Below are 20,484 nucleotides of genomic sequence, written 5' to 3'. Positions count from 1 at the left end.
TATAAAGATTATGAATAATTTCATTTTTTACAACCCTACCCGACTCATTTTCGGTGAAGGTATGATTAACCAACTGGCTCAGCAGATTCCTGCCGACAAGCGTATTATGATAACCTTTGGAGGAGGAAGTGTCAAAACAAACGGAGTTTACGAACAAGTGACCCAAGCACTCGAAGGACGTGACTATATCGAATTTTGGGGAATTGAAGCCAATCCTGACATAGACACACTGAAAAAAGCAATCGCCATAGGCAAAGAGAAGAAAATAGATTTCCTGCTTGCCGTAGGTGGCGGTTCGGTCATTGACGGCACTAAACTGATTTCCGCCGGTATCCCATACGAAGGAGATGCCTGGGAGTTGGTGAAAAAAGGAAGCTCACAGGTGACTATCCCATTGGGAACTGTGCTGACCATCCCTGCCACCGGCTCGGAGATGAACAACGGAGCCGTGATTTCACGCCGGGAGACTCATGAGAAGTATCCTTTTTATGCAAACTACCCCGTCTTTTCCATTCTTGACCCGACTGTCACTTTCTCTCTTCCCGATTTCCAGATTGCCTGTGGACTGGCTGACACTTTTGTCCACGTCATGGAACAATATATGACGAAAAGCAATGAATCATATCTGATGGACCGCTGGAGCGAAAGCATTCTGAGAACCATCGTACAGATAGCTCCCCTCATCAAAGAGAATAAACAGGATTATCACTTGATGAGTGAATTCATGATGTCGGCTACCATGGCATTAAACGGTTTCATCGCCATGGGTGTATCCCAAGACTGGGCTACCCACATGATTGGCCACGAACTGACCGCGCTGCACGGCATGACTCACGGGCAGACCCTTGCTATCGTGTTCACCGGAATACTCCGCACACTTGCGGATAAAAAACGGGATAAGATACTACAATACGGAGAACGCATCTGGGGTGTAACTTCCGGTGTGCCGAGCGCACGCATCGCACTCACCATCGACAAGACCGAAGAATTCTTCAAGAGTCTGGGCTTGAAAACCCGCCTGAGCGAAGCCGGAATCGGTGACGACACTATCGAAGAAATTGCACGCCGCTTTGATGAACGGGGTGCTGCATTCGGCGAAGACGGTGATGTGACAGGAGAAGTAGCTCGCCGGATTCTGCAGAATTGCAAGTAATATTTCCAAAAAACATTTAATATTAGGAGGAAACAAATGATGAAAACAGTTATTCTGACTACTTTTTACAACAATGTGCAAGCGCACATGTTGCAAGACCTCTTGAAAAACGAAGGAATAGAGTCTATGCTTCAGGGAGAATTGTCCGCCCAAGTGATAGCTTCCTATATTCCGGGATTGGGTATACAAGTTCTGGTCTTTGAAAAGGATTACGAACGGGCACTGGAAGTTTTGAAAACCAGTTTTCCGGAGGAAGTGGAAGGATAACTTTCTCCTCCTACATTCAAACTTTCTCATTTGCATCTTGTTATAGGGATTAATTAAACCTAAACCCTAGATGTATATGAGAAAGTTTTTATTTTTACCCTTATTGGCGTTACTGGCCTCGTGTGGAAAGGATGAAGATTGTAACAGCCACGCCCAACCGGAGGATTTGGTCACTCCGAAACTGTATGCCACACTGCAACAAAACACCACCGACCCTTATGACGGGCCGCTGGAAGTGCTCCCCTGCCAACCGGACGGTAGCGTATATGTGGGAAATTACACAAAAACCGGTTTACAAACACCCATACCGGCTTATTACAATATCGAAGCCGGAATAGGCAAATCAAAGAATGCACCGCTAAGACTTCCCGTCGGGACATACAATCTGATTTATTGGGGATATCCTAAGTTTTTCAATACCAACGATGCAGCTCTCAGTGACCCTCAGTTAATCATCGGAGAAGAATTGCAGGGAACCTCCTTGGGACTGAGGAAAGTACCGGTCGATACGGTTTACTATCCTGCACACGACCTTGTATTCGGCACACAAAACATCAATATCGGCCAAGAGGATATGCAAGCGCATCTGATACGTGCCACGGCTGCACTCGGAGTAGTGGTGACCGAGACCAACGGCAATGCTTTCAGCACCGCCATCGATTCTATGTGGGTCTATATCGGAAATATTTATAGTAACCTTAATTATTATAGCGCCCAACCGGAGGGAACTCCTCGAACCATACGCTTCGGCATAAGCCCCAGCACAGACAGGAAAGAATGGAGTAAAGAGTTCGTTTCTGTATTTCCATCCCAACCGGCCCCATTATTCCAAATCTTCGTTCAACTGAAGAACGGTACCATTAAAAGCTACCGGCAAAAGCTGACCACACAACTTGCTGCAGGAACCAAAACAACCCTCACACTAAGCATGGACGGAATCTTACTGGAAGAAGGAACCACAGGCGGATTCCAAGTGGACAAGTGGAAAGAACAGAACGAAAAGATTCATATTTCTCTCCATTAAAGCTCTGGCGAGATGCGTCCGTCCACTATATGGATGGTGCGGTCGGTCAATTTGGCAAGAGTCTCATCGTGCGTAACGATAACAAAAGTCTGGCCCAACTTATCCCGCAAATCAAAAAATAACTGATGAAGTTCTTCTTTGTTACGGGTATCCAAGCTGCCCGACGGTTCATCTGCAAGGATAACCGCCGGGGTATTTATTAACGCACGTGCCACAGCCACACGTTGCTTCTCTCCTCCCGAAAGTTCGGCCGGTTTATGGGAAGCGCGTCCGGCAAGTCCCAGAAAATCCAATGTTTCTTTGGCACGCTTCATCGCATCTCCCGAAGAAGTGCCGGATATGAGTGCCGGTATCATCACATTCTCCAAAGCAGTAAACTCTGGCAATAACTGGTGAAACTGGAAAACAAAGCCTATCTGCTTATTACGGAAAGCGGACAGTTCTTTTTCTTTCAGCCGATTGACTTCCGTACCATTCAGTACCACCTTCCCTGCATCTGCTTTGTCTAATGTGCCCATTATCTGGAGCAAAGTCGTTTTGCCGGCTCCACTCGGACCTACAATGCTGACAACTTCACCTTTTTCTATCAGCAGGTCTATCCCTTTCAGCACTTGTAACGTACCGAAACTCTTGGTTATTCCTTGTAACTCTATCATGACTATAATTTTCTTATCACATACTCTGCCAAGTAACATCCAAACACAGCGGGCATATAACTCACCGTTCCGGCTGTAGACTTCTTGTTCTTTTCATCATCGACCAAAATGACCGCATCCGCATTGGCCTGTTCTGTACTGAACACAACCGGTAACTTACGTTTCATACCCATTTTCTGCAAACGCTTTCGCACCGCCTTGCTCAAGCCACAGTGATAAGTTTCCCACAAATCGGCAAACCTGACTTGGGTTATATCTGATTTTGCACCTGCTCCCATACTGCTCACAATAGGCAGACGGCGCTGAAGTGCATTATAGATAAGGTAACATTTGGGAGCCACCGTATCAATGGCATCGACCACGAAATCAAACTTGGCACTATCCAGCAACTCAGGAATGCGCTCGTCTTTTAAATATTCCGCCAACACATGCAGTTGCAAATCAGGATTGATATCTTTGAAGCGTTCCGCCAGAACTTCCGCCTTCAACCGTCCCTGTGTGGAATGCAAAGCCGGCAACTGACGGTTGATATTACTAGGCTGCACCGTATCGGCATCCACAATCGTCATTTGTCCCACACCGGCACGACATATCATTTCGGCTGCGTATGCGCCTACTCCTCCCAAGCCCACAACAAGTACATGGGAACTCCGCAAACGCTGCATTTTATCTTTACCCAACAACAACTCCGTACGTTGCTGCCACTCTATGTTAGTTTCGTTCATCACCTTTCTTAAACCATTTATAGAACCACTTACCCACATTATCATATACCCGGGTTTCCGACTGCCCGCGCGGATCAGAGAAAGATACAATCTCTTGCGGGTCGCCCAACTGGTCGGGATACACAATCAACAAACTATTATCCGCAAAATACTTGCTGACCTGAGAAGGCAACCGTTCAAAGGAAGTCTGATAAGATATAGACCCCTTACGGGAGGAAACCACAACAAACAAATGGTCATAATTAACCTGACCGGTCAGCAGCAACAAATCATCCCACTCTTCCAGCACAGAAAACTCAGTAAAAGTATTCGCTTCCTGCTTCTCTACTACCGCACGCAAGTGTTTCAAAGTATCCTCTGTGGCAAAGAAATGCACACGGCATCCCAACAACTTACCCATGCGACACAACTGCACCACCCATTTCATAAATCCGACCTCATATTCGGCCTTATCGGGTACAGCCACCACAATACGTCTAAGCGTATTGACCGGCATCAACAGCTTGGTAATCATAATTTGCCGATGAGTGCCTTTCAACAGATTCTCTGTCATCGTACCAAAGAATGAATCCATCAGATTGGTCTTCCGATGGAGACCGATGACCACATCCGTCACCGCATATTCTTTCAGCGTATGGATAATACCTTGTGCAATATTCAGGTCATAACGAAGCACCGTCTTGACCGAAGCATCGGCAGCGGCGGCAACCATTGCCGTGCGCTCCAGATTACGCTTGCCTATCAGTTCCTTTGTCTCCGAAGCATTATTATCGTTTATCACACTGAGCGCCACCAACGGTTCTTTCTGTTTAGGATGCCTCATCATCAAAGCCATTCCCACCAATCCTTCTATTGTATCGGGATTTGCCACCGGTATAAGAACCCGTTCTTGTTCCTTATTATTCTTATCATCATTGCCGGCCATGTTCTCTTGTGTAACCATTCTGCGTGCCGCCCTCTCTGTCACCACCGAACTGATAATACAGGTAAACAATATCATTACCACGGTTCCGTTCAAGACATCATCATTCAACAGACGCTCTCCGTTTTCCATAATAATCTCGTGTCCAATCAGCACTGCCGCCAACGTAGCTGCCGCCTGCGCATTGCTCAGTCCGAATATCAAGCTACGCTCCACCTTCTGCATTCCGTATATTTTCTGGGTAATCCATGCAGCAAGCCATTTACTGAATGTAGCAACCACCGTCATGACAACTGCCACCTTAAGTGCCTCACCCTGCGTAAACAGGCAACGCACATCAATAATCATTCCTACGCCAATCAAAAAATAAGGAATGAAAAGTGCATTACCAACAAACTCCAGCCGATTCATCAGCGGAGAAACATGAGGAACAAAACGGTTCAATACCAAACCGGCCAGAAAAGCACCCAAAATGCCTTCCATTCCTACCAGTTCCATCAGTCCCCCCCCCAAGAACACCATAGCCAAAACAAAGACAAACTGCATGACCGCATCTTCGTATTTCCTGAAAAACCATCGGCTGATACGAGGCATAAGAAAAATAATCAAGCCAAACAATGCAAAGACTTTTCCCAACAAGATGACCCAGAACAGTCCTCCCACATCCTCACCTTTATACATGCCTCCAATCACAGCAAGCACCATCAAGGCCAACACAACAGTCACCGCCGTTCCGCCAATCGTTATGCTCACCGTACGTTGCCGGGACAGACCATAACGGCTGATGATGGGATAAGCTATCAAAGTGTGGCTGGCATACATACTGGCCAACAATACGGAAGTGACAAGACCGTAATCCAGTAAACTCATACTGCTCCACACTCCAAGCACCATGGGTATCAAGAAAGTGAACAGCCCAAAAACCAGTCCCTTTGTCCTGTTCTTTTTAAAGTCGTCCATATCCATCTCCAACCCCGCCAGAAACATGATATAATACAACCCCACTTTTCCGAATAACTCGAAACTGCTATCGCGCTCCAAAATATTAAAGCCATATTTACCGACCAATACACCGGCAAGAATCATACCGATGATATGAGGAATGCGCAAACGCCCCAATATCATAGGAGCAAATAGGATGATAATAAGTACCAGGAAGAATATCCAAGTAGGGTCAGTGACCGGAAAATGTATATCTAAACCAAATAGTTCCATTGCTTTTATTTAAGGGTTATACCATAATATCGACAAAATTACGAAAAAAGTTTCTTTTTTACTGATTTATATTCCAAAATGTTCTAATTTTGCAATCTGAACCTGCTCGCTTAGCAGGTAAAAAGATAAAGTATTACTAATTTATAAAAGGAAAAAGCAAAATGAAAGTAGCAATTGTTGGTGCGAGCGGAGCTGTAGGACAAGAGTTCCTGCGTGTGCTCGATGAAAGAAACTTCCCGTTGGATGAGTTGGTGTTGTTCGGTTCTTCACGCAGTGCAGGACGAAAATACACTTTCCGCGGTAAAGAGATAGAAGTGAAACTCCTTCAGCACAACGATGACTTTAAAGGTGTTGACATCGCTTTCACATCAGCCGGTGCCGGAACCACTAAAGAATATTGTGAGACCATCACCAAGCATGGCGCCGTATTAATCGACAACTCCAGCGCATACCGTATGGATGAAGATGTACCTTTGGTTGTGCCTGAAGTGAACCCGGAAGACGCATTAAACCGTCCACGTAATGTGATAGCCAACCCCAACTGTACAACCATCCAAATGGTAGTTGCCCTGAAAGCCATCGAAAACCTTTCACACATAAAACGTGTGCATGTCGCTACTTATCAAGCTGCCAGCGGAGCAGGTGCAGCCGCGATGGACGAATTATATGAACAATATCGTCAGGTATTGGCCAATGAGCCTGTTACCGTTGATAAATTTGCTTATCAACTGGCATTCAATCTGATTCCCCAAATTGATGTCTTTACAGATAACGGATATACCAAGGAAGAAATGAAGATGTTCAACGAAACACGCAAAATTATGCACTCAGACATTCAAGTCAGCGCAATGTGTGTACGCGTTCCCGCACTCCGCTCTCACTCCGAAAGTATCTGGGTGGAAACAGAACGTCCCATCTCACCGGAAGAAGCCCGCGAAGCATTCGCCAAAGGAGAAGGCTTGGTATTGATGGATAATCCTGAAAAGAAAGAATACCCCATGCCTTTGTTCCTGGCAGGTAAAGATCCTGTTTACGTTGGCCGCATCCGCAAAGACTTGGCCAATGAAAATGGACTGACCTTCTGGATTGTAGGCGACCAAATCAAGAAGGGTGCGGCACTGAACGCTGTACAGATTGCAGAATACCTGATAAAAGTGAAAAATATCGGATAAGATATTTTTTCTCGAAATATCCTTTTAAACTTTAATATAATCTTTATCTTTGTACAAGTATAATAAAACTTGTTGGGAAGGGTAAAGGTTATATTATTTTTTATAGTAGCGTGTTGTCTTTCTACTATGACCGCAGCAAACCTGAATGCTGTGAAAGATAGTCTTGTGCATGAACTTTCCTTAGTGAAGACCCCTCAAGACAGTATCCCTATCCTTTATCACCTGTTCGACATCTCTACCAGCAAAGGCAACAGAATCGAAGCCATCGCACTCTTGTTTTCAACCGCCGCAAGAGCCAATGACGTATCTACCGAACTGGATGTGCTCCGCACCTACTGCAACATGAATACAAATAATGATTCATTGATGAACGTATGTCTTCAAAACACTCAAGCCCTTCCGCAAAGCAATGAAAGAGACGAAGCCATTACCTTTATTGAAATAAACAGAGTCTCCCTGAAAACCCGCACCGCTCCCGAAGCGGAGAAAATCCAAACATTACAAAGACTCATAAAAGAGTATCAACAAGGAGTGCAACAGTCCAACCTGTATGATGAAATAAAGCAACTCTATACTTTATGCCTCTACCTATCCCATTCTACAACAGGCGAACTCTATACCGAATATCTGGAAAAACTGCATATACTTATCAATAAACTGCCGGCTGACGGAAGAAAAGTCTTACCTAACTTTTACTATACACAACTGGCTATCATTTACACTCAAAATCATCAATATCAAAAAGCAATTGAAGCTGATAAAGAATTGATAAAAATCATACATCACCTGGAACACGAGTATAAAAGCAAAGGCCGTATATTCAGAAATTATGATATTGCGTATTACAATTGCTATAGGCGTATACTCAGAAATTATCCGGGCCTTTCTCCCGAAGAAATTGAATATTACTATCAACAAATTATCGATATCACTTTACGAAACAAGAACGTAGCAAAGGATTTCGAGGAGTCACAGCGCCCACTTATCTACTATTTAATAGCCAAAAAAGAATACGCACAAGCTTTACCGATCATAAAACAAGTATATAACAACCGTCATAACCGAAAACAGAAAATGGAACTGCTGCAACTTACAATAGAAGCTGCAAAGGCAGTCAATGATAAAGCAACCCTGCTGCAATCAACGACAGAATACAATGCCTATCTAGAAGAATATAATAAACTGAAAGCTGCGGAAAAGTACAAAGAGCTGCAAATCCTTTATGATGTAAACGAGCTTAAAACCGAGAATGCACAATTGGAACTGGAAAAGAAGCAAGCCGAAATAGACTCCGGCCGGCTCATTATTCATATCACATTTATAGCCATCACAATCTTACTCTGTCTGTTGGCCATTGCATTATGGCTGTATTACCACACCCGACGGCTGGCCCGCAGTCTACAACACTCCAAGCAAAAGCTTCAAGAGGAACAGGCGGCTTTGCTACAGACACAAAAGGAGCTGACCACCGCACGCGACCAGGCTGAAAGCGCCAACCGCCTAAAGACTTTCTTTATCCAAAACATGAGTCATGAGATACGCACTCCACTCAATGCCATAGTAGGCTTTACCGAAATCATGGCCGAAAGTGCCAGACAAGAGCAACAAGAAGAATGGACAAACTATGCGGAATTAATCAGCAGTAACAGCGAATTGTTACTTACACTGGTGGGAGATGTTCTGGATATAGCCCGAATGGAGTCAGGCGAAATCAAGCTCAACAAACAACCCTGTTCCCTGCAAGCAGTGTGCAATATCTCCATAGACAGCGTGAAGCATCGTTGCCCAAAGGATGTCAAGATGTATTTTCGAGAGAGCAGCCAGGACTTTATTTTACAGACGGATGCAGTCCGTGTGGAACAAGTGCTTACCAACTTCCTAACCAATGCAGCCAAATTCACCAACAAGGGAGAGATTGTATTATCCTATGATATTGACCAAACTCAGCAACAGGTCATTTTTTCTGTAACGGATACCGGCATTGGTGTTCCGAAAGATAAAGCTGAAGTCATATTCGAACGTTTTGAGAAGCTGGACTCATTTGCGCAGGGTACAGGACTCGGATTACACATCTGCCGATTGATAGCCAAACTGTTACAAGGAAAGGTGATGGTGGACACATCGTACACACAAGGAGCCAGATTCGTATTCATTCACCCCATCAAACAATAAAACAACAGGATTATCCTTATTTCCAAGCCTATATAAACAAATAAAGAAGGTGTGTCAAAATTCCAGTGCAACTGTCATTTTAACACACCCTTACTATTTATACGCTTTGATATATTTCCCGTGCTTCAAATCTTCTATTCAAAGATTCCTACATCACTCAGCATCCAAGGCCGGCTCCACACTTTTACCTTTCGATGCCAAAGGAATAAGCTTCACCAAGTCCACATCAAAAAATAAGGTAGAATAGCCCGGTATCGAACCGCTCCCTGTTTCTTCATAAGCAAGTTCAGAAGGAATATAAAGTTCCCATCTGGAGCCTACGGTCATATTCATAAGAGCTGTTGTCCACCCAACGATAACCTGACTCACTGCAAATTCGGCCGGAACAGCAGTGCTCGGATCCAATTCTCCTTTATAGCTTTGGTCAAAAACAGTCCCGTTTATTAACTTGCCCCGATAATTAACCGCCACAGTATCCGTAAACAGAGGTCTTTCTCCTTCTCCGTTGTCTATAATCTTACAATAAACATACTCGTTCACTTTTCCCTGCTCATTCAAGCCCAAAGGAGGAAGTTTATAGGAACGGATGATTTTCCATTCGCCCGGATTCGCTTTTGCCTCAGCCGCAATGGAGTCCAAATATTTCTGATTACGTTCCTGCCAGTTTGCATAAGGATTTTCTTCACCATCCGACTCACTACATGAAACAACAGCAAAAGAAGCGGCAAACAACAGGCTAATCAGCCAAAGAATACTTTTATTCATACATTATTAATTATTGCAGAGTCTTCAACAGACTTGTTATACTTACTTTATCGGCAATGATATTGTTCAGTTCCGAAATAGCGACACGTTCCTGCTGCATAGTATCGCGGTTGCGCAATGTCACACAATTATCTTCGAGTGTCTGATGATCCACCGTAATACAATAAGGAGTACCGATAGCATCTTGACGGCGATAACGCTTACCGATGCTGTCCTTTTCATCGTATTGACAATGGAAATGGAACTTCAAATTATCCATGATTTCACGCGCTTTTTCAGGCAAGCCATCCTTCTTAACCAGCGGCATAACAGCCAATTTTACCGGTGCCAATGCTGCAGGCAATTTCAGAACGACACGAGTTTCGCCATTTTCCAACTTTTCTTCTGTATAAGCAGCACTCATGATGCTCAGGAACATACGGTCTACACCAATCGATGTTTCAATAACATACGGAGTATAACTTTCGTTCAATTCCGGGTCGAAATATTTGATGCTTTTACCCGAGAATTTCTCGTGCTGGCTTAAGTCAAAATTAGTACGGCTATGAATACCCTCCACTTCCTTAAATCCGAAAGGCATCAGGAATTCAATATCCGTTGCAGCATTAGCATAATGAGCCAATTTATCATGGTCGTGATAACGATAATGGTCATCGCCAAATCCTAATGCTTTATGCCATTTCAAGCGAGTTGCCTTCCATGTCTTAAACCAATCAAGTTCGGTACCCGGTTTTACAAAGAATTGCATCTCCATCTGTTCAAACTCACGCATACGGAAGATAAACTGACGGGCAACGATTTCGTTACGGAACGCCTTACCAATCTGGGCAATACCGAAAGGTATCTTCATACGGCCTGTCTTCTGCACATTAAGATAATTCACAAAAATACCCTGTGCCGTTTCAGGACGAAGGTAAATCTTCATTGAACCATCAGCAGTAGAACCCATTTCGGTAGTAAACATCAGATTGAACTGACGCACTTCTGTCCAGTTCTTTGTACCCGAAATAGGACAAACGATTTCCTCATCCAAAATAATCTGGCGGAGTTCATTCAAATCATTATCATTTAATGCTTTTGCAAAACGTTCGTGGAGCGCATCGCGTTTAGCCTGATGCTCCAGCACACGCGCATTGGTGCTGCGGAACTGAGCTTCATCAAAAGCTTCTCCGAATTTCTTGGCAGCTTTGGCTACTTCTTTATTTATCTTATCGTCGTATTTAGCCAGTTGATCTTCAATCAAGACATCGGCACGATAGCGTTTCTTCGAGTCGCGGTTATCAATCAAGGGATCATTGAAAGCATCAACGTGTCCCGATGCTTTCCAGATAGTAGGGTGCATAAAGATTGCCGAATCAATACCTACAATATTTTCGTGCAATAAAACCATGCTCTGCCACCAATATTGTTTGATGTTATTCTTCAACTCTACTCCCATCTGACCGTAATCATAGACAGCACCTAATCCGTCATAAATATCGCTTGACGGAAATACAAAACCATACTCTTTACAGTGAGAAACTAATTTCTTAAAAACATCTTCTTGTGCCATTTTCCTTTTATGTTTATTCTTACACTTTTGTTGTTTTTCCTGTTGTCGTCCCTTAATTAGGACGAAATAATGTGCAAAGTAAATGATTTTTTTCAATAAAAATCGTATTTTTGCGTGCATATCAGCAGAACATTAAGGAATTTAAATATATATGAGCGAAGATATTATCGATAAAGAAGAACAGAACGATGAAAATACTCCCGTAGTGGAAAACCAACATTCAGACTATCGGCCTGCAGATACCAAGAATGAATCTGTCAAGCACCAATTAAGTGGCATGTATCAAAACTGGTTCTTGGATTATGCTTCTTATGTCATCTTGGAACGTGCCGTTCCTCATATCAATGACGGGCTTAAACCGGTTCAAAGACGTATCCTTCACAGCATGAAGCGATTGGATGACGGGCGTTATAACAAAGTGGCCAACATTGTAGGCCACACCATGCAGTTCCATCCTCACGGTGACGCTTCTATCGGTGACGCACTGGTGCAATTAGGACAAAAGGACTTGTTGATTGACTGCCAGGGAAACTGGGGCAACATTCTGACCGGCGACGGTGCAGCAGCTCCCCGTTACATTGAAGCCCGACTTTCAAAGTTTGCCCTTGACGTGGTCTTTAACCCCAAAACCACCGAATGGCAATCTTCATACGATGGTCGGAACAAAGAGCCTATCACACTACCGGTCAAGTTTCCACTTCTTCTCGCTCAGGGAGTGGAAGGCATTGCCGTAGGGCTTTCTTCAAAGATTCTTCCGCATAACTTTAACGATTTATGCAATGCGTCTATCGCCTATCTGCGCGAAGAAGAGTTTAAACTATACCCTGATTTCCAAACCGGAGGTTCTATCGATGTATCCCGTTATAATGACGGAGAGCGTGGCGGGGTGGTGAAAGTACGCGCTAAAATAAATAAGTTGGACAACAAGACGCTGGCCATTACGGAAATTCCGTATGGAAAAACAACCTCGTCACTGATAGAATCCATCTTGAAAGCTGTTGAAAAAGGGAAGATAAAAGTCCGTAAGGTAGATGATAACACGGCAGAAAAAGTAGAAATATTGGTACACCTCGCTCCCGGAGTATCTTCCGACAAAACACTGGATGCCTTATATGCATTTACAGACTGTGAGGTCAGCATATCGCCCAACTGCTGCGTGATTGATGCACGCAAACCGCACTTCCTCACTGTCAGTGACGTATTGAAAAAATCAGTGAACAATACATTGTCGCTACTTCGCCAGGAACTGGAAATACGCAAAGGCGAACTTCTGGAGAATCTTCATTTTGCTTCTCTTGAAAAGATATTCATCGAAGAACGTATTTACAAAGACGTAAAGTTCGAACAATCTGAAGACATGGATGCCGCTTGTGCACACATTGACGAGCGTTTGACTCCATTCTATCCGCAATTCATCCGGGAAGTGACCAAAGAGGACATCCTGAAATTGTTGGAAATCAAAATGGCGCGTATCCTAAAATTCAATAAAGACAAGGCGGATGAAAACATCGCCCGCATCAAAGAAGAGATAGAAGACATTAATGATAAACTTGCACATATCGTCGATTACACCATCAATTGGTATGAAATGCTGAAAGAAAAATATGGCAAAAATTATCCGAGACGCACAGAACTGCGCAATTTTGATACCATAGAGGCAGCAAAAGTAGTCGAAGCCAACGAGAAGCTCTATATCAACCGCGAGGAGGGCTTCATCGGCACAAGCCTGAAGAAAGATGAGTTTGTGGCCAATTGCTCGGATATTGATGATGTGATTATTTTCTATAAAGACGGAAAATACAAAGTGGTCCGTGTAGCCGACAAGATGTTTATCGGTAAAAACGTATTATACGTAAACGTTTTCAAAAAGAACGACAAGCGCACCATCTACAATGTGGTATATCGCGATGGAAAAGACGGATTCCATTATATAAAGCGGTTCAATATCACTTCCATTACCCGTGACCGCGAATATGATGTGACTCAGGGAACTCCCGGTTCGCGTATCATCTATTTCACGGCTAACCCCAACGGCGAAGCGGAAGTCATCAAGATAACACTCAAGCCGAATCCGCGCATCAAGAAGATAATCTATGAAAAAGATTTCAGTGATATCAATATCAAGGGACGCCAGTCCATGGGTAATATCCTGAGCAAATATGAGGTACATAAAATAGCCTTGAAGCAGCGTGGCGGTTCTACTCTGGGAGGGCGCAAAGTGTGGTTTGACCATGACGTCCTACGCCTGAATTATGACGAGCGCGGCCAATACCTTGGAGAATTCCAAAGCGATGACCTCATTTTGATAGTTCAGGACAACGGAGAGTTCTATACCACTAACTTTGACTTGAACAATCATTATGACCCGGGAATCCGTGTAATTGAAAAATTCGACGCCAACAAAGTCTGGTCGGCAGCACTCTATGACGCTGACCAACAAGGCTATCCTTATTTAAAGCGATTCACCTTTGAAGCGAGTTCCAAGAAGCTCAACTACCTAGGCGAAAACAAAGACAGCCGCCTGATTCTGTTGACCAGCATCGTCTATCCGCGCGTACAAATCATCTTTGGCGGTCACGATAGCTTCCGCGAAGCTCTGGAAATTGATGTCGAAGAGTTTATCGGTGTAAAAAGCTATAAAGCGAAAGGAAAACGAATAACCACGTATGCAGTGGAATCCATCAACGAGCTGCCCCCTGTCCGTTTCCCCGACGAATCCACTTTTGCAGAAGAAGATAACGAAGGAGACAACGAAGAAGATAATAACGACAATAACGAAGAGACAATGATAGAAGACCCTGACCATGGTAAAAGTGAGTCGGATATCATAGATGAGATAACCGGTCAAATGAAACTATTTTAATCCATGAAAAGAATCATCTTATTATTGTTGCTATCGCTCTCTGTTCTTGGGACTAAAGCACAAGAAGACAGTCTGCAGGCAAACCGATACGTCATGCGGGCTACCCTCTATGGAGCAGGGTATACTAATATCCTCGACACCTATCTCTCTCCGGTAGAATATACCGGTCCTGAGATTCGCATCCTGAGAGAAAGTATGAGAATGACCAAACTACTGGACGGCAACGTATCTGCACAAAGTCTATTTCAGATTAATCTGTCACTGACAGACAATAAAGCCGAAACAGGCAGTGAACTGGCAGGACTAATCAACTGGAATTATGCTTGGCACTATCAGTTCAAGCTGACAGAAAGCCTGAAAATCCTTGCCGGTCCCATGATTGACTTGAACGGAGGATTTGTATATAACACAAGAAACTCCAACAATCCCGCACAAGCCAAAGCGTATGTGAATATTGCAGGCTCCGGCATGGTTATCTACCGTTTTCACATCGGTAACTATCCCCTGATAGCACGTTATCAGGCCAACGTGCCTTTGATGGGACTTATGTTTTCACCTGAATATGGACAATCTTATTATGAGATTTTCAATTTGAAGCATGGAGGAAAAAATATTCTTTTCACCTCTTTGCACAATCAACCGGCACTTCGCCAACTGCTCACACTCGACTTTCCTATAGGCAACATGAATGTGCGGGCAGGATATATTTGTGATATTCAGCAGGCCAAAGTCAATCACTTGAAAAGTCACACTTGGTCTCATGTATTCATGCTGGGCTTTGTGAAGAATTTCTATCTGATAAAAAACAAAAATAAAGTAGGAATGCCCCCAAAGGTCAGCCCATATTAAACTGTATATGATAAAGAAAATATTCAAACACCTTGCTATCTTCCTCCTGATGCTTCTCTCAGGCACTTCCTGCATCACCGAAGATACTTTCAATGATTCTCCCGATGGAAACTTCGAAGCTTTATGGAAAACCATTGACGAACACTATTGCTTTCTAGAATATAAGAATCAGGAATACGGATTAGATTGGAATAAAATCCATTCCGACTATAAGAATCGGCTCACTCCCGGCATGAGTAATGAACAACTCTTCGATGTTTTATCGGAAATGCTAAATGAACTGCGGGACGGACATGTCAATCTGGTTTCAAAAGATCGTACCTCCCAATATCGGGAGTGGTATGACAGTTATCCGCGCAATTTTGATGATAGCATCCAAAGTCGCTATTTAGGAAAGGATTATAATACTGCCTCAGGACTTAAATATCAGATTTTAGAAGATAATATAGCCTATGTATATTGTGGAAGTTTCCAGTCGGGCATCGGTTCCGGCAATCTGGATCAAATTCTCAGCAAATTGGCCATCTGCAACGGCTTAATCCTTGACGTCCGCAATAACGGAGGAGGCAACCTCACTACTGCCGAGAAACTGGCAGAACGCTTTACCAACGAAAAAAAACTGATAGGCTATATGTCCTACAAAACCGGCCCCGGTCATAATGAGTTCTCCACCCCCGAAGCCGTATATCTTGAGCCACCTATGGATCGTGTACGTTGGCAGAAACATACCGTCATATTGACCAATCGCCGGTCATATAGTGCCACCAATGATTTTGTAAACCGCATGAAACAATTAGACAGAGTCACCGTCATCGGCGACAAAACCGGTGGCGGTTCAGGTCTCCCCTTCTCTTCCGAGCTCCCCAATGGTTGGTCTGTCCGCTTCTCTGCAAGCCCGATGTATGACCCGAACATGAAACATTTGGAGTTCGGTATTAAACCGGATAAAAAAGTGGATATCACCTCCGAAGATTACAACAAAGGAATTGATACTATTATTGAAACTGCACGTGAATATTTACACAATCACGAACGATAAAGGATTATATGCATTTTATGATAAAATAATTTGGTTATTTCAGAAGTAAGCATTACCTTTGCAACCGCTTACCGAAAGGATTGCCGCGCCTGTGGCGTAATTGGTAGCCGCGCCAGACTTAGGATCTGGTGTCGTGAGACGTGTAGGTTCGAGTCCTATCAGGCGCACAAATTCCATGTAAAAGGAATAAAGCCTCGCTAGATGTTAATTTAGTGAGGTTTTATTTTTTCAGACTACCTCCCCGAACACGGACATTAATTCTGTGACATCAAATATGCATTGTCTTTCTCCTCACTGCAGCAAACAGGATGACAGGGTACTTCAATCCAGAATTTACTTCCTACATTTAGCTCCGATTCAACCCCTATACGGCCTCCCATTTGTTCTACCATCGATTTGCAAATAGACAATCCGATGCCGATTCCCTGAACAAAAGAGTCCACCTTTTCAAAACGGTCAAACACCTTATTCAATTTATTAGAAGGAATTCCACAACCGGTATCTGTAACGCTTAGCATAACTGCTGTCTCCTTCACCTCATAAGTAATTTTAATATGTCCCTGCGAAGTATACTTTAATGCATTCATTACAAAATGCTCTAGAATCTGTGTAACACGCTTCTTGTCCAATTCAGCCCAATAATCATTCTCCGGCTTTTTAACAATAACTTTTACCTTATCATTCACTCTGGATTCACATTTCATAGCAATCTCCCTCATAAGTTCTGAAAGATTAAAAGACGAAACATGTAAACAGACATAACCGGATTCAATCTTTGCTAAATCCAATATATTATCAACAAGATTAAGCAATAATTCATTGTTTGCATTGATTATTTGTGAATATTGCTTCCGCTCTGAAGCATCTCTTGACTCTATCAATAGATTAGAGAACCCGACAATGGCATTCAGAGGAGTGCGTATCTCATGACTTATATTAGCCAAGAAAGCAGCTTTAAGCTGATTTGATTTTTCTTCCCTTTCTTTTGCAGTATTCTTCTCTGTAGCCAACTCGCGCCTTAATTGGATATTTTCTTTCTCCAATTCATCCATTTTTACTACATAAGAATGATATTCAAGCAACGTTCTATCCAATTCGGAACGATATCTTCGATATGCTTTAGCAAAATAAATAAAAATTATAATTAAGAAGAATATTAATAATAGGCTCAGATATACCACATAATTCATTTTCTACATCTAATAACGTTATACATAGTTTTCGATGCAAAAAAAACAATCATATACGAAAAATATATTTAGAGAAACATTCTATTTATAAAGATTTGTTCAGAAGATATAAATAATAGTTTTTTCGCATTGATAATCAATCTATTATATATTCTATTCTTTTTGTGCACTTTTAAATTCAAAAGGAGTCATTCCTGTTCTTTTCTTAAACAGATTATTAAAAGTAGGCATACTGTTGAAACCAGAATCTTCCGCTATCGCCTTCATCGTATAATTGGGATGCTCATTCAACAACTGAATAGCATGGTTCAAGCGCAAATTATTTATATATCCACTTAAGTTGCCACCTGTATTTTCTTTTATCATTCTGGCAAAACGAGCATAGTTCAAATGTACGATTCTCGCCAAATCATCCCTCGATAAATTGGGTAACAAATATAATTTCTCATGAAGAATAGTTTCATTCAATTTATTAAACAATACTCTATTTTCTTCCCTCTCCATACCATTTTCTGATAAAGTTTCCCCCTCCCGGTTTTCATCCGATAAAGGCGCAGGCGCAATCTCAGCATTCTCTTTTAGAGATAACTGTTCATTTATAAGGCGTACAAGCACCTTATTTTTAGATTTGATAGTACGATTATACTTCCAGCTTTTCCAAAGGAAAAAAGACATCAATAAAATAAACCCGATTGCAAAAAAAAGAAATATGGTATGCATCTTTAATCGAAAGTCCTGCTTCGCTATCTGTTTATCCCTTTCGTTCACCTTATAAACTGCATCCAACTCCAAAGCTGCATTTCTTACTTCATCTCTATACATATGAGTGACAATATTAAGAATAGACTCGCGTAATTCCGCCACTTTCTTAAAGTCATTCAGACCTGCGTAGGCTGCTACTTCTTTTTGGAGAACACCTAAATATTGTTGATTAAGAGTATCTTGACTTTTCAAAACATTCTTAAAATCTTCACATTTTTCCAATACCTCCTTATAACGCTTGGTCAAAAGCAAATAGGGAGCAGCATCACATTTACCGTCAGGAGTCAAAGCTGCCTTTGTTGAACTATATTTTTTGAAATAATTATCAGCTTCTTCATATTTTTGCATCTTAAATGCTACATAAGCAAGCTTGACATATACATAAGAATATTGCAAATCAATAAATGAATCTGGATACTCTTTGGAAGCAGCCATTCTATGTATCAGGCTCTCACGCTCCAATCCTATTAAAAGAACTTTATCATAACAACCGTCAGAAAGAAGATAAGTCATTTTCAACCCATAAAAATAAGAAAGCATCTGCATGGAAATCACATCATTCTCTCCTTTTACCAGATTTATTGCCTGATCAAAATAATCATACCCTTCCTTTTTAAAGCCAAGTACCTTTTTATTTTCTCCCAAGCAAAATAATAATTTACCTTCAGCTCTCTTATCTCCGTTTTTACGTGCTAGGGCAATTCCCTCTGTAGCATATCGCATACTCTGCTCAAACCAACTCAATAAGAATGAAACTTCAGCCAAATCTATCGTCATTTGTAAAAAATGAGACGAATCTGTACCTTGAATAGAATCAGCAACATAAGCTTTTCGAGTATAAACGAATGCAGATTTATTCATATACATATTCCGATAAGCCCTGCCACGTAAATCATTTATAATATTCAAGGGCATGCTATTCAAATTCTCCGCTTCATCAAGCAATTCCAAAGCACGTTTGGGCTCCTCAACATAAATTTTCGTAATATATTCCTCTGTATAGTATTCGTGATTCGGCAATACATTTTCTTGTGCAATAACAGATTGCACACCTGCAAAGAACCATGCATACACAAGTATTATTAAGTAATAGTAGTTCATTTGATGATGTTAGATTCTGAGACAAAGATAAAATTTAATCCAATATACAGCAAATGCACTAAAGTTATTATATAAAAAATCTTCTTTCAAAAATATATCATTACTTTATTGGGCTATCTGCTAATTAAAAACTACATTTGCGCATAACCTAAAAAATAACACTCATGGATACACTTTTACCGTATGCATTGCTATGCTTTACTTCATTTTTCACATTAACAAACCCACTGGGTACCATGCCGGTCTTTTTAACAATGACTAAAGGAATGTCTGACGAAGAGCGACAACACATCGTCAAACGTGCTACCATCATTTCGTTTATAACCCTTCTTGCCTTTACTTTCTCCGGGCAATTTCTTTTTAAGTTCTTCGGTATATCCACCAATGGTTTCCGAATAGCAGCAGGATTTATAATATTAAAGATTGGTTACGATATGCTTCAGGCGCGTTTTACCAATACAAAGCTAAAGGATGAAGAAATCAAAACCTATGCAAATGATATTTCCATTACTCCCCTTTCCATTCCTATGCTATGTGGTCCGGGCGCGATTGCGAATGGCATCATGTTAATGGATGATGCTAATACATGGACTATGAAGGGCATATTAGTAGGAATGATTGCTTTGATTTATTTCATTACCTACCTTATATTAAGAGCTTCAACACGATTGGTCAATATTCTAGGAGAAACAGGAAACAATGTAATGATGCGCCTCATGGGACTTATTCTGATGGTTATCGCTGTAGAATGTTTTGTAAGTGGATTACGACCTATTTTAATCGATATCATACAGATGAGCAGAATGTAATTTTCCCCCATTCCAAGCTATATGAAAAGCCTCTCCTCCTACTAAAAAAAGGAGGAGAAAAATAAAAAAGCCCCCAGTTCATAAAACCGGAGGCTTTCATTAAAACGGCAGCTACCTACTCTCCCACTGTTACGCAGTACCATCGGCGTGGTGAGGCTTAACTTCTCTGTTCGGAATGGGAAGAGGTGGAACCCTCACGCTATAGCCACCTGAAGAAGGTTGACATATTGTAAGCTTGTATTAGTAAT

16 protein-coding genes, 1 tRNA gene and 1 rRNA gene are annotated in these 20,484 nt (G+C 42.1%); 10 read left to right on the top strand and 8 right to left on the bottom strand.

The genetic code is table 11. The features are described from left to right. The first annotated feature begins 10 nt into the window (after nt 1–10). The 3 genes from IR173_RS16955 (at nt 11) to IR173_RS16945 (ending at nt 2,444) form a co-directional block, all read left to right on the top strand. The gene (locus IR173_RS16955) at nt 11–1,153 is read left to right on the top strand and encodes an iron-containing alcohol dehydrogenase (RefSeq protein WP_237040697.1); all 1,143 of its coding nucleotides are present in this window, start codon (nt 11–13) and stop codon (nt 1,151–1,153) included. 36 nt (nt 1,154–1,189) lie between these two features. Next, nucleotides 1,190–1,420 carry a putative signal transducing protein gene (locus tag IR173_RS16950; protein WP_237040696.1) on the top strand — a complete coding sequence of 77 codons (231 nt, stop codon included), beginning with the start codon at nt 1,190–1,192 and terminating at the stop codon, nt 1,418–1,420. A 76-nt stretch (nt 1,421–1,496) separates the two neighbouring features. Beyond that, nucleotides 1,497–2,444 carry a FimB/Mfa2 family fimbrial subunit gene (locus IR173_RS16945; RefSeq protein WP_237040695.1) on the top strand — a complete coding sequence of 316 codons (948 nt, stop codon included), beginning with the start codon at nt 1,497–1,499 and terminating at the stop codon, nt 2,442–2,444. Here the strand turns inward: IR173_RS16945 and IR173_RS16940 are convergent. From IR173_RS16940 to IR173_RS16930, 3 genes are read right to left on the bottom strand one after another with little or no spacing between them, the layout of a single operon-like run. Further along, nucleotides 2,441–3,100, bottom strand: a complete 660-nt coding sequence (locus tag IR173_RS16940; RefSeq protein ID WP_237040694.1) for an ABC transporter ATP-binding protein — start codon at nt 3,098–3,100, stop codon at nt 2,441–2,443. The genes IR173_RS16945 and IR173_RS16940 overlap by 4 nt on opposite strands. Nucleotides 3,101–3,102: 2 nt before the next feature. After that, nucleotides 3,103–3,825, bottom strand: coding sequence for a tRNA threonylcarbamoyladenosine dehydratase (locus tag IR173_RS16935; protein ID WP_237040693.1), 723 nt, complete (start codon nt 3,823–3,825; stop codon nt 3,103–3,105). Next, entirely contained in the window at nt 3,812–5,962 is a 2,151-nt protein-coding gene (locus tag IR173_RS16930; protein WP_237040692.1) for a cation:proton antiporter, read from the bottom strand. Before IR173_RS16930 ends, IR173_RS16935 begins: the two co-directional genes overlap by 14 nt. Nucleotides 5,963–6,123: 161 nt before the next feature. On the opposite strand from IR173_RS16930, the gene IR173_RS16925 reads away from it, so the two are divergent. Together IR173_RS16925 and IR173_RS16920 are read left to right on the top strand one after the other, a co-directional pair. Next, nucleotides 6,124–7,134 carry an aspartate-semialdehyde dehydrogenase gene (locus IR173_RS16925; RefSeq protein WP_237040691.1) on the top strand — a complete coding sequence of 337 codons (1,011 nt, stop codon included), beginning with the start codon at nt 6,124–6,126 and terminating at the stop codon, nt 7,132–7,134. Nucleotides 7,135–7,260: 126 nt separating this feature from the next. Beyond that, nucleotides 7,261–9,306 carry a sensor histidine kinase gene (locus IR173_RS16920; protein ID WP_237040690.1) on the top strand — a complete coding sequence of 682 codons (2,046 nt, stop codon included), beginning with the start codon at nt 7,261–7,263 and terminating at the stop codon, nt 9,304–9,306. 153 nt (nt 9,307–9,459) lie between these two features. Here the strand turns inward: IR173_RS16920 and IR173_RS16915 are convergent, their stop codons facing one another. After that, a complete protein-coding gene (locus tag IR173_RS16915) occupies nt 9,460–10,071 on the bottom strand; it encodes an FKBP-type peptidyl-prolyl cis-trans isomerase (protein ID WP_237040689.1) in 612 nt (203 codons plus the stop codon). A gap of 10 nt (nt 10,072–10,081) precedes the next feature. Beyond that, on the bottom strand, nt 10,082–11,623 hold the full coding sequence (locus tag IR173_RS16910) for a glycine--tRNA ligase (RefSeq protein ID WP_237040688.1): 1,542 nt from the start codon (nt 11,621–11,623) through the stop codon (nt 10,082–10,084). 151 nt (nt 11,624–11,774) lie between these two features. Between IR173_RS16910 and IR173_RS16905 the strand changes: the two genes are divergently transcribed. The 4 genes from IR173_RS16905 to IR173_RS16890 all read left to right on the top strand — a co-directional run bounded on the left by IR173_RS16905 (nt 11,775) and on the right by IR173_RS16890 (nt 16,541). After that, entirely contained in the window at nt 11,775–14,486 is a 2,712-nt protein-coding gene (locus tag IR173_RS16905) for a DNA gyrase/topoisomerase IV subunit A (RefSeq protein ID WP_237040687.1), read from the top strand. A 3-nt stretch (nt 14,487–14,489) separates the two neighbouring features. Next, complete coding sequence (locus tag IR173_RS16900) at nt 14,490–15,335, top strand: DUF3316 domain-containing protein (protein ID WP_237040686.1); 846 nt, start codon at nt 14,490–14,492, stop codon at nt 15,333–15,335. A gap of 7 nt (nt 15,336–15,342) precedes the next feature. Further along, nucleotides 15,343–16,374, top strand: coding sequence for a S41 family peptidase (locus tag IR173_RS16895; protein WP_237040685.1), 1,032 nt, complete (start codon nt 15,343–15,345; stop codon nt 16,372–16,374). A gap of 85 nt (nt 16,375–16,459) precedes the next feature. Further along, a tRNA-Leu gene (locus tag IR173_RS16890) sits at nt 16,460–16,541 on the top strand. Between the two features lie 87 nt (nt 16,542–16,628). Here the strand turns inward: IR173_RS16890 and IR173_RS16885 are convergent. Both IR173_RS16885 and IR173_RS16880 read right to left on the bottom strand, forming a co-directional pair. Further along, nucleotides 16,629–17,468 (bottom strand): sensor histidine kinase, encoded by an 840-nt coding sequence (locus tag IR173_RS16885; RefSeq protein WP_237040684.1) that lies wholly within the window; start codon nt 17,466–17,468, stop codon nt 16,629–16,631. 249 nt (nt 17,469–17,717) lie between these two features. Continuing rightward, a complete protein-coding gene (locus tag IR173_RS16880) occupies nt 17,718–19,427 on the bottom strand; it encodes a response regulator transcription factor (RefSeq protein ID WP_237040683.1) in 1,710 nt (569 codons plus the stop codon). A gap of 164 nt (nt 19,428–19,591) precedes the next feature. Between IR173_RS16880 and IR173_RS16875 the strand changes: the two genes are divergently transcribed. Further along, nucleotides 19,592–20,236 (top strand): MarC family protein, encoded by a 645-nt coding sequence (locus IR173_RS16875; protein ID WP_237040682.1) that lies wholly within the window; start codon nt 19,592–19,594, stop codon nt 20,234–20,236. Nucleotides 20,237–20,338: 102 nt separating this feature from the next. Here IR173_RS16875 and rrf read toward each other — a convergent pair. Next, nucleotides 20,339–20,449 (bottom strand): 5S ribosomal RNA (gene rrf / locus IR173_RS16870). Between the last annotated feature and the right edge of the window lie 35 nt (nt 20,450–20,484).

It is taken from the genome of Phocaeicola faecalis, from assembly GCF_021730445.1.
GTDB classification, from domain to species: domain Bacteria; phylum Bacteroidota; class Bacteroidia; order Bacteroidales; family Bacteroidaceae; genus Phocaeicola; species Phocaeicola faecalis.
This window is presented reverse-complemented; position numbering and strand designations above follow the sequence as displayed.

What these genes read in the sequence shown, in the direction of transcription:
- IR173_RS16930 (WP_237040692.1), bottom strand. Translation starts at nt 5,962, where the DNA reads ATGGAACTATTTGGTTTAGATATACATTTTCCGGTCACTGACCCTACT.
- IR173_RS16945 (WP_237040695.1), top strand. Translation starts at nt 1,497, where the DNA reads ATGAGAAAGTTTTTATTTTTACCCTTATTGGCGTTACTGGCCTCGTGT.
- IR173_RS16925 (WP_237040691.1), top strand. Translation starts at nt 6,124, where the DNA reads ATGAAAGTAGCAATTGTTGGTGCGAGCGGAGCTGTAGGACAAGAGTTC.
- IR173_RS16920 (WP_237040690.1), top strand. Translation starts at nt 7,261, where the DNA reads ATGACCGCAGCAAACCTGAATGCTGTGAAAGATAGTCTTGTGCATGAA.
- IR173_RS16880 (WP_237040683.1), bottom strand. Translation starts at nt 19,427, where the DNA reads ATGAACTACTATTACTTAATAATACTTGTGTATGCATGGTTCTTTGCA.
- IR173_RS16935 (WP_237040693.1), bottom strand. Translation starts at nt 3,825, where the DNA reads ATGAACGAAACTAACATAGAGTGGCAGCAACGTACGGAGTTGTTGTTG.
- IR173_RS16915 (WP_237040689.1), bottom strand. Translation starts at nt 10,071, where the DNA reads ATGAATAAAAGTATTCTTTGGCTGATTAGCCTGTTGTTTGCCGCTTCT.
- IR173_RS16910 (WP_237040688.1), bottom strand. Translation starts at nt 11,623, where the DNA reads ATGGCACAAGAAGATGTTTTTAAGAAATTAGTTTCTCACTGTAAAGAG.
- IR173_RS16950 (WP_237040696.1), top strand. Translation starts at nt 1,190, where the DNA reads ATGATGAAAACAGTTATTCTGACTACTTTTTACAACAATGTGCAAGCG.
- IR173_RS16905 (WP_237040687.1), top strand. Translation starts at nt 11,775, where the DNA reads ATGAGCGAAGATATTATCGATAAAGAAGAACAGAACGATGAAAATACT.
- IR173_RS16940 (WP_237040694.1), bottom strand. Translation starts at nt 3,100, where the DNA reads ATGATAGAGTTACAAGGAATAACCAAGAGTTTCGGTACGTTACAAGTG.
- IR173_RS16955 (WP_237040697.1), top strand. Translation starts at nt 11, where the DNA reads ATGAATAATTTCATTTTTTACAACCCTACCCGACTCATTTTCGGTGAA.
- IR173_RS16875 (WP_237040682.1), top strand. Translation starts at nt 19,592, where the DNA reads ATGGATACACTTTTACCGTATGCATTGCTATGCTTTACTTCATTTTTC.
- IR173_RS16900 (WP_237040686.1), top strand. Translation starts at nt 14,490, where the DNA reads ATGAAAAGAATCATCTTATTATTGTTGCTATCGCTCTCTGTTCTTGGG.
- IR173_RS16895 (WP_237040685.1), top strand. Translation starts at nt 15,343, where the DNA reads ATGATAAAGAAAATATTCAAACACCTTGCTATCTTCCTCCTGATGCTT.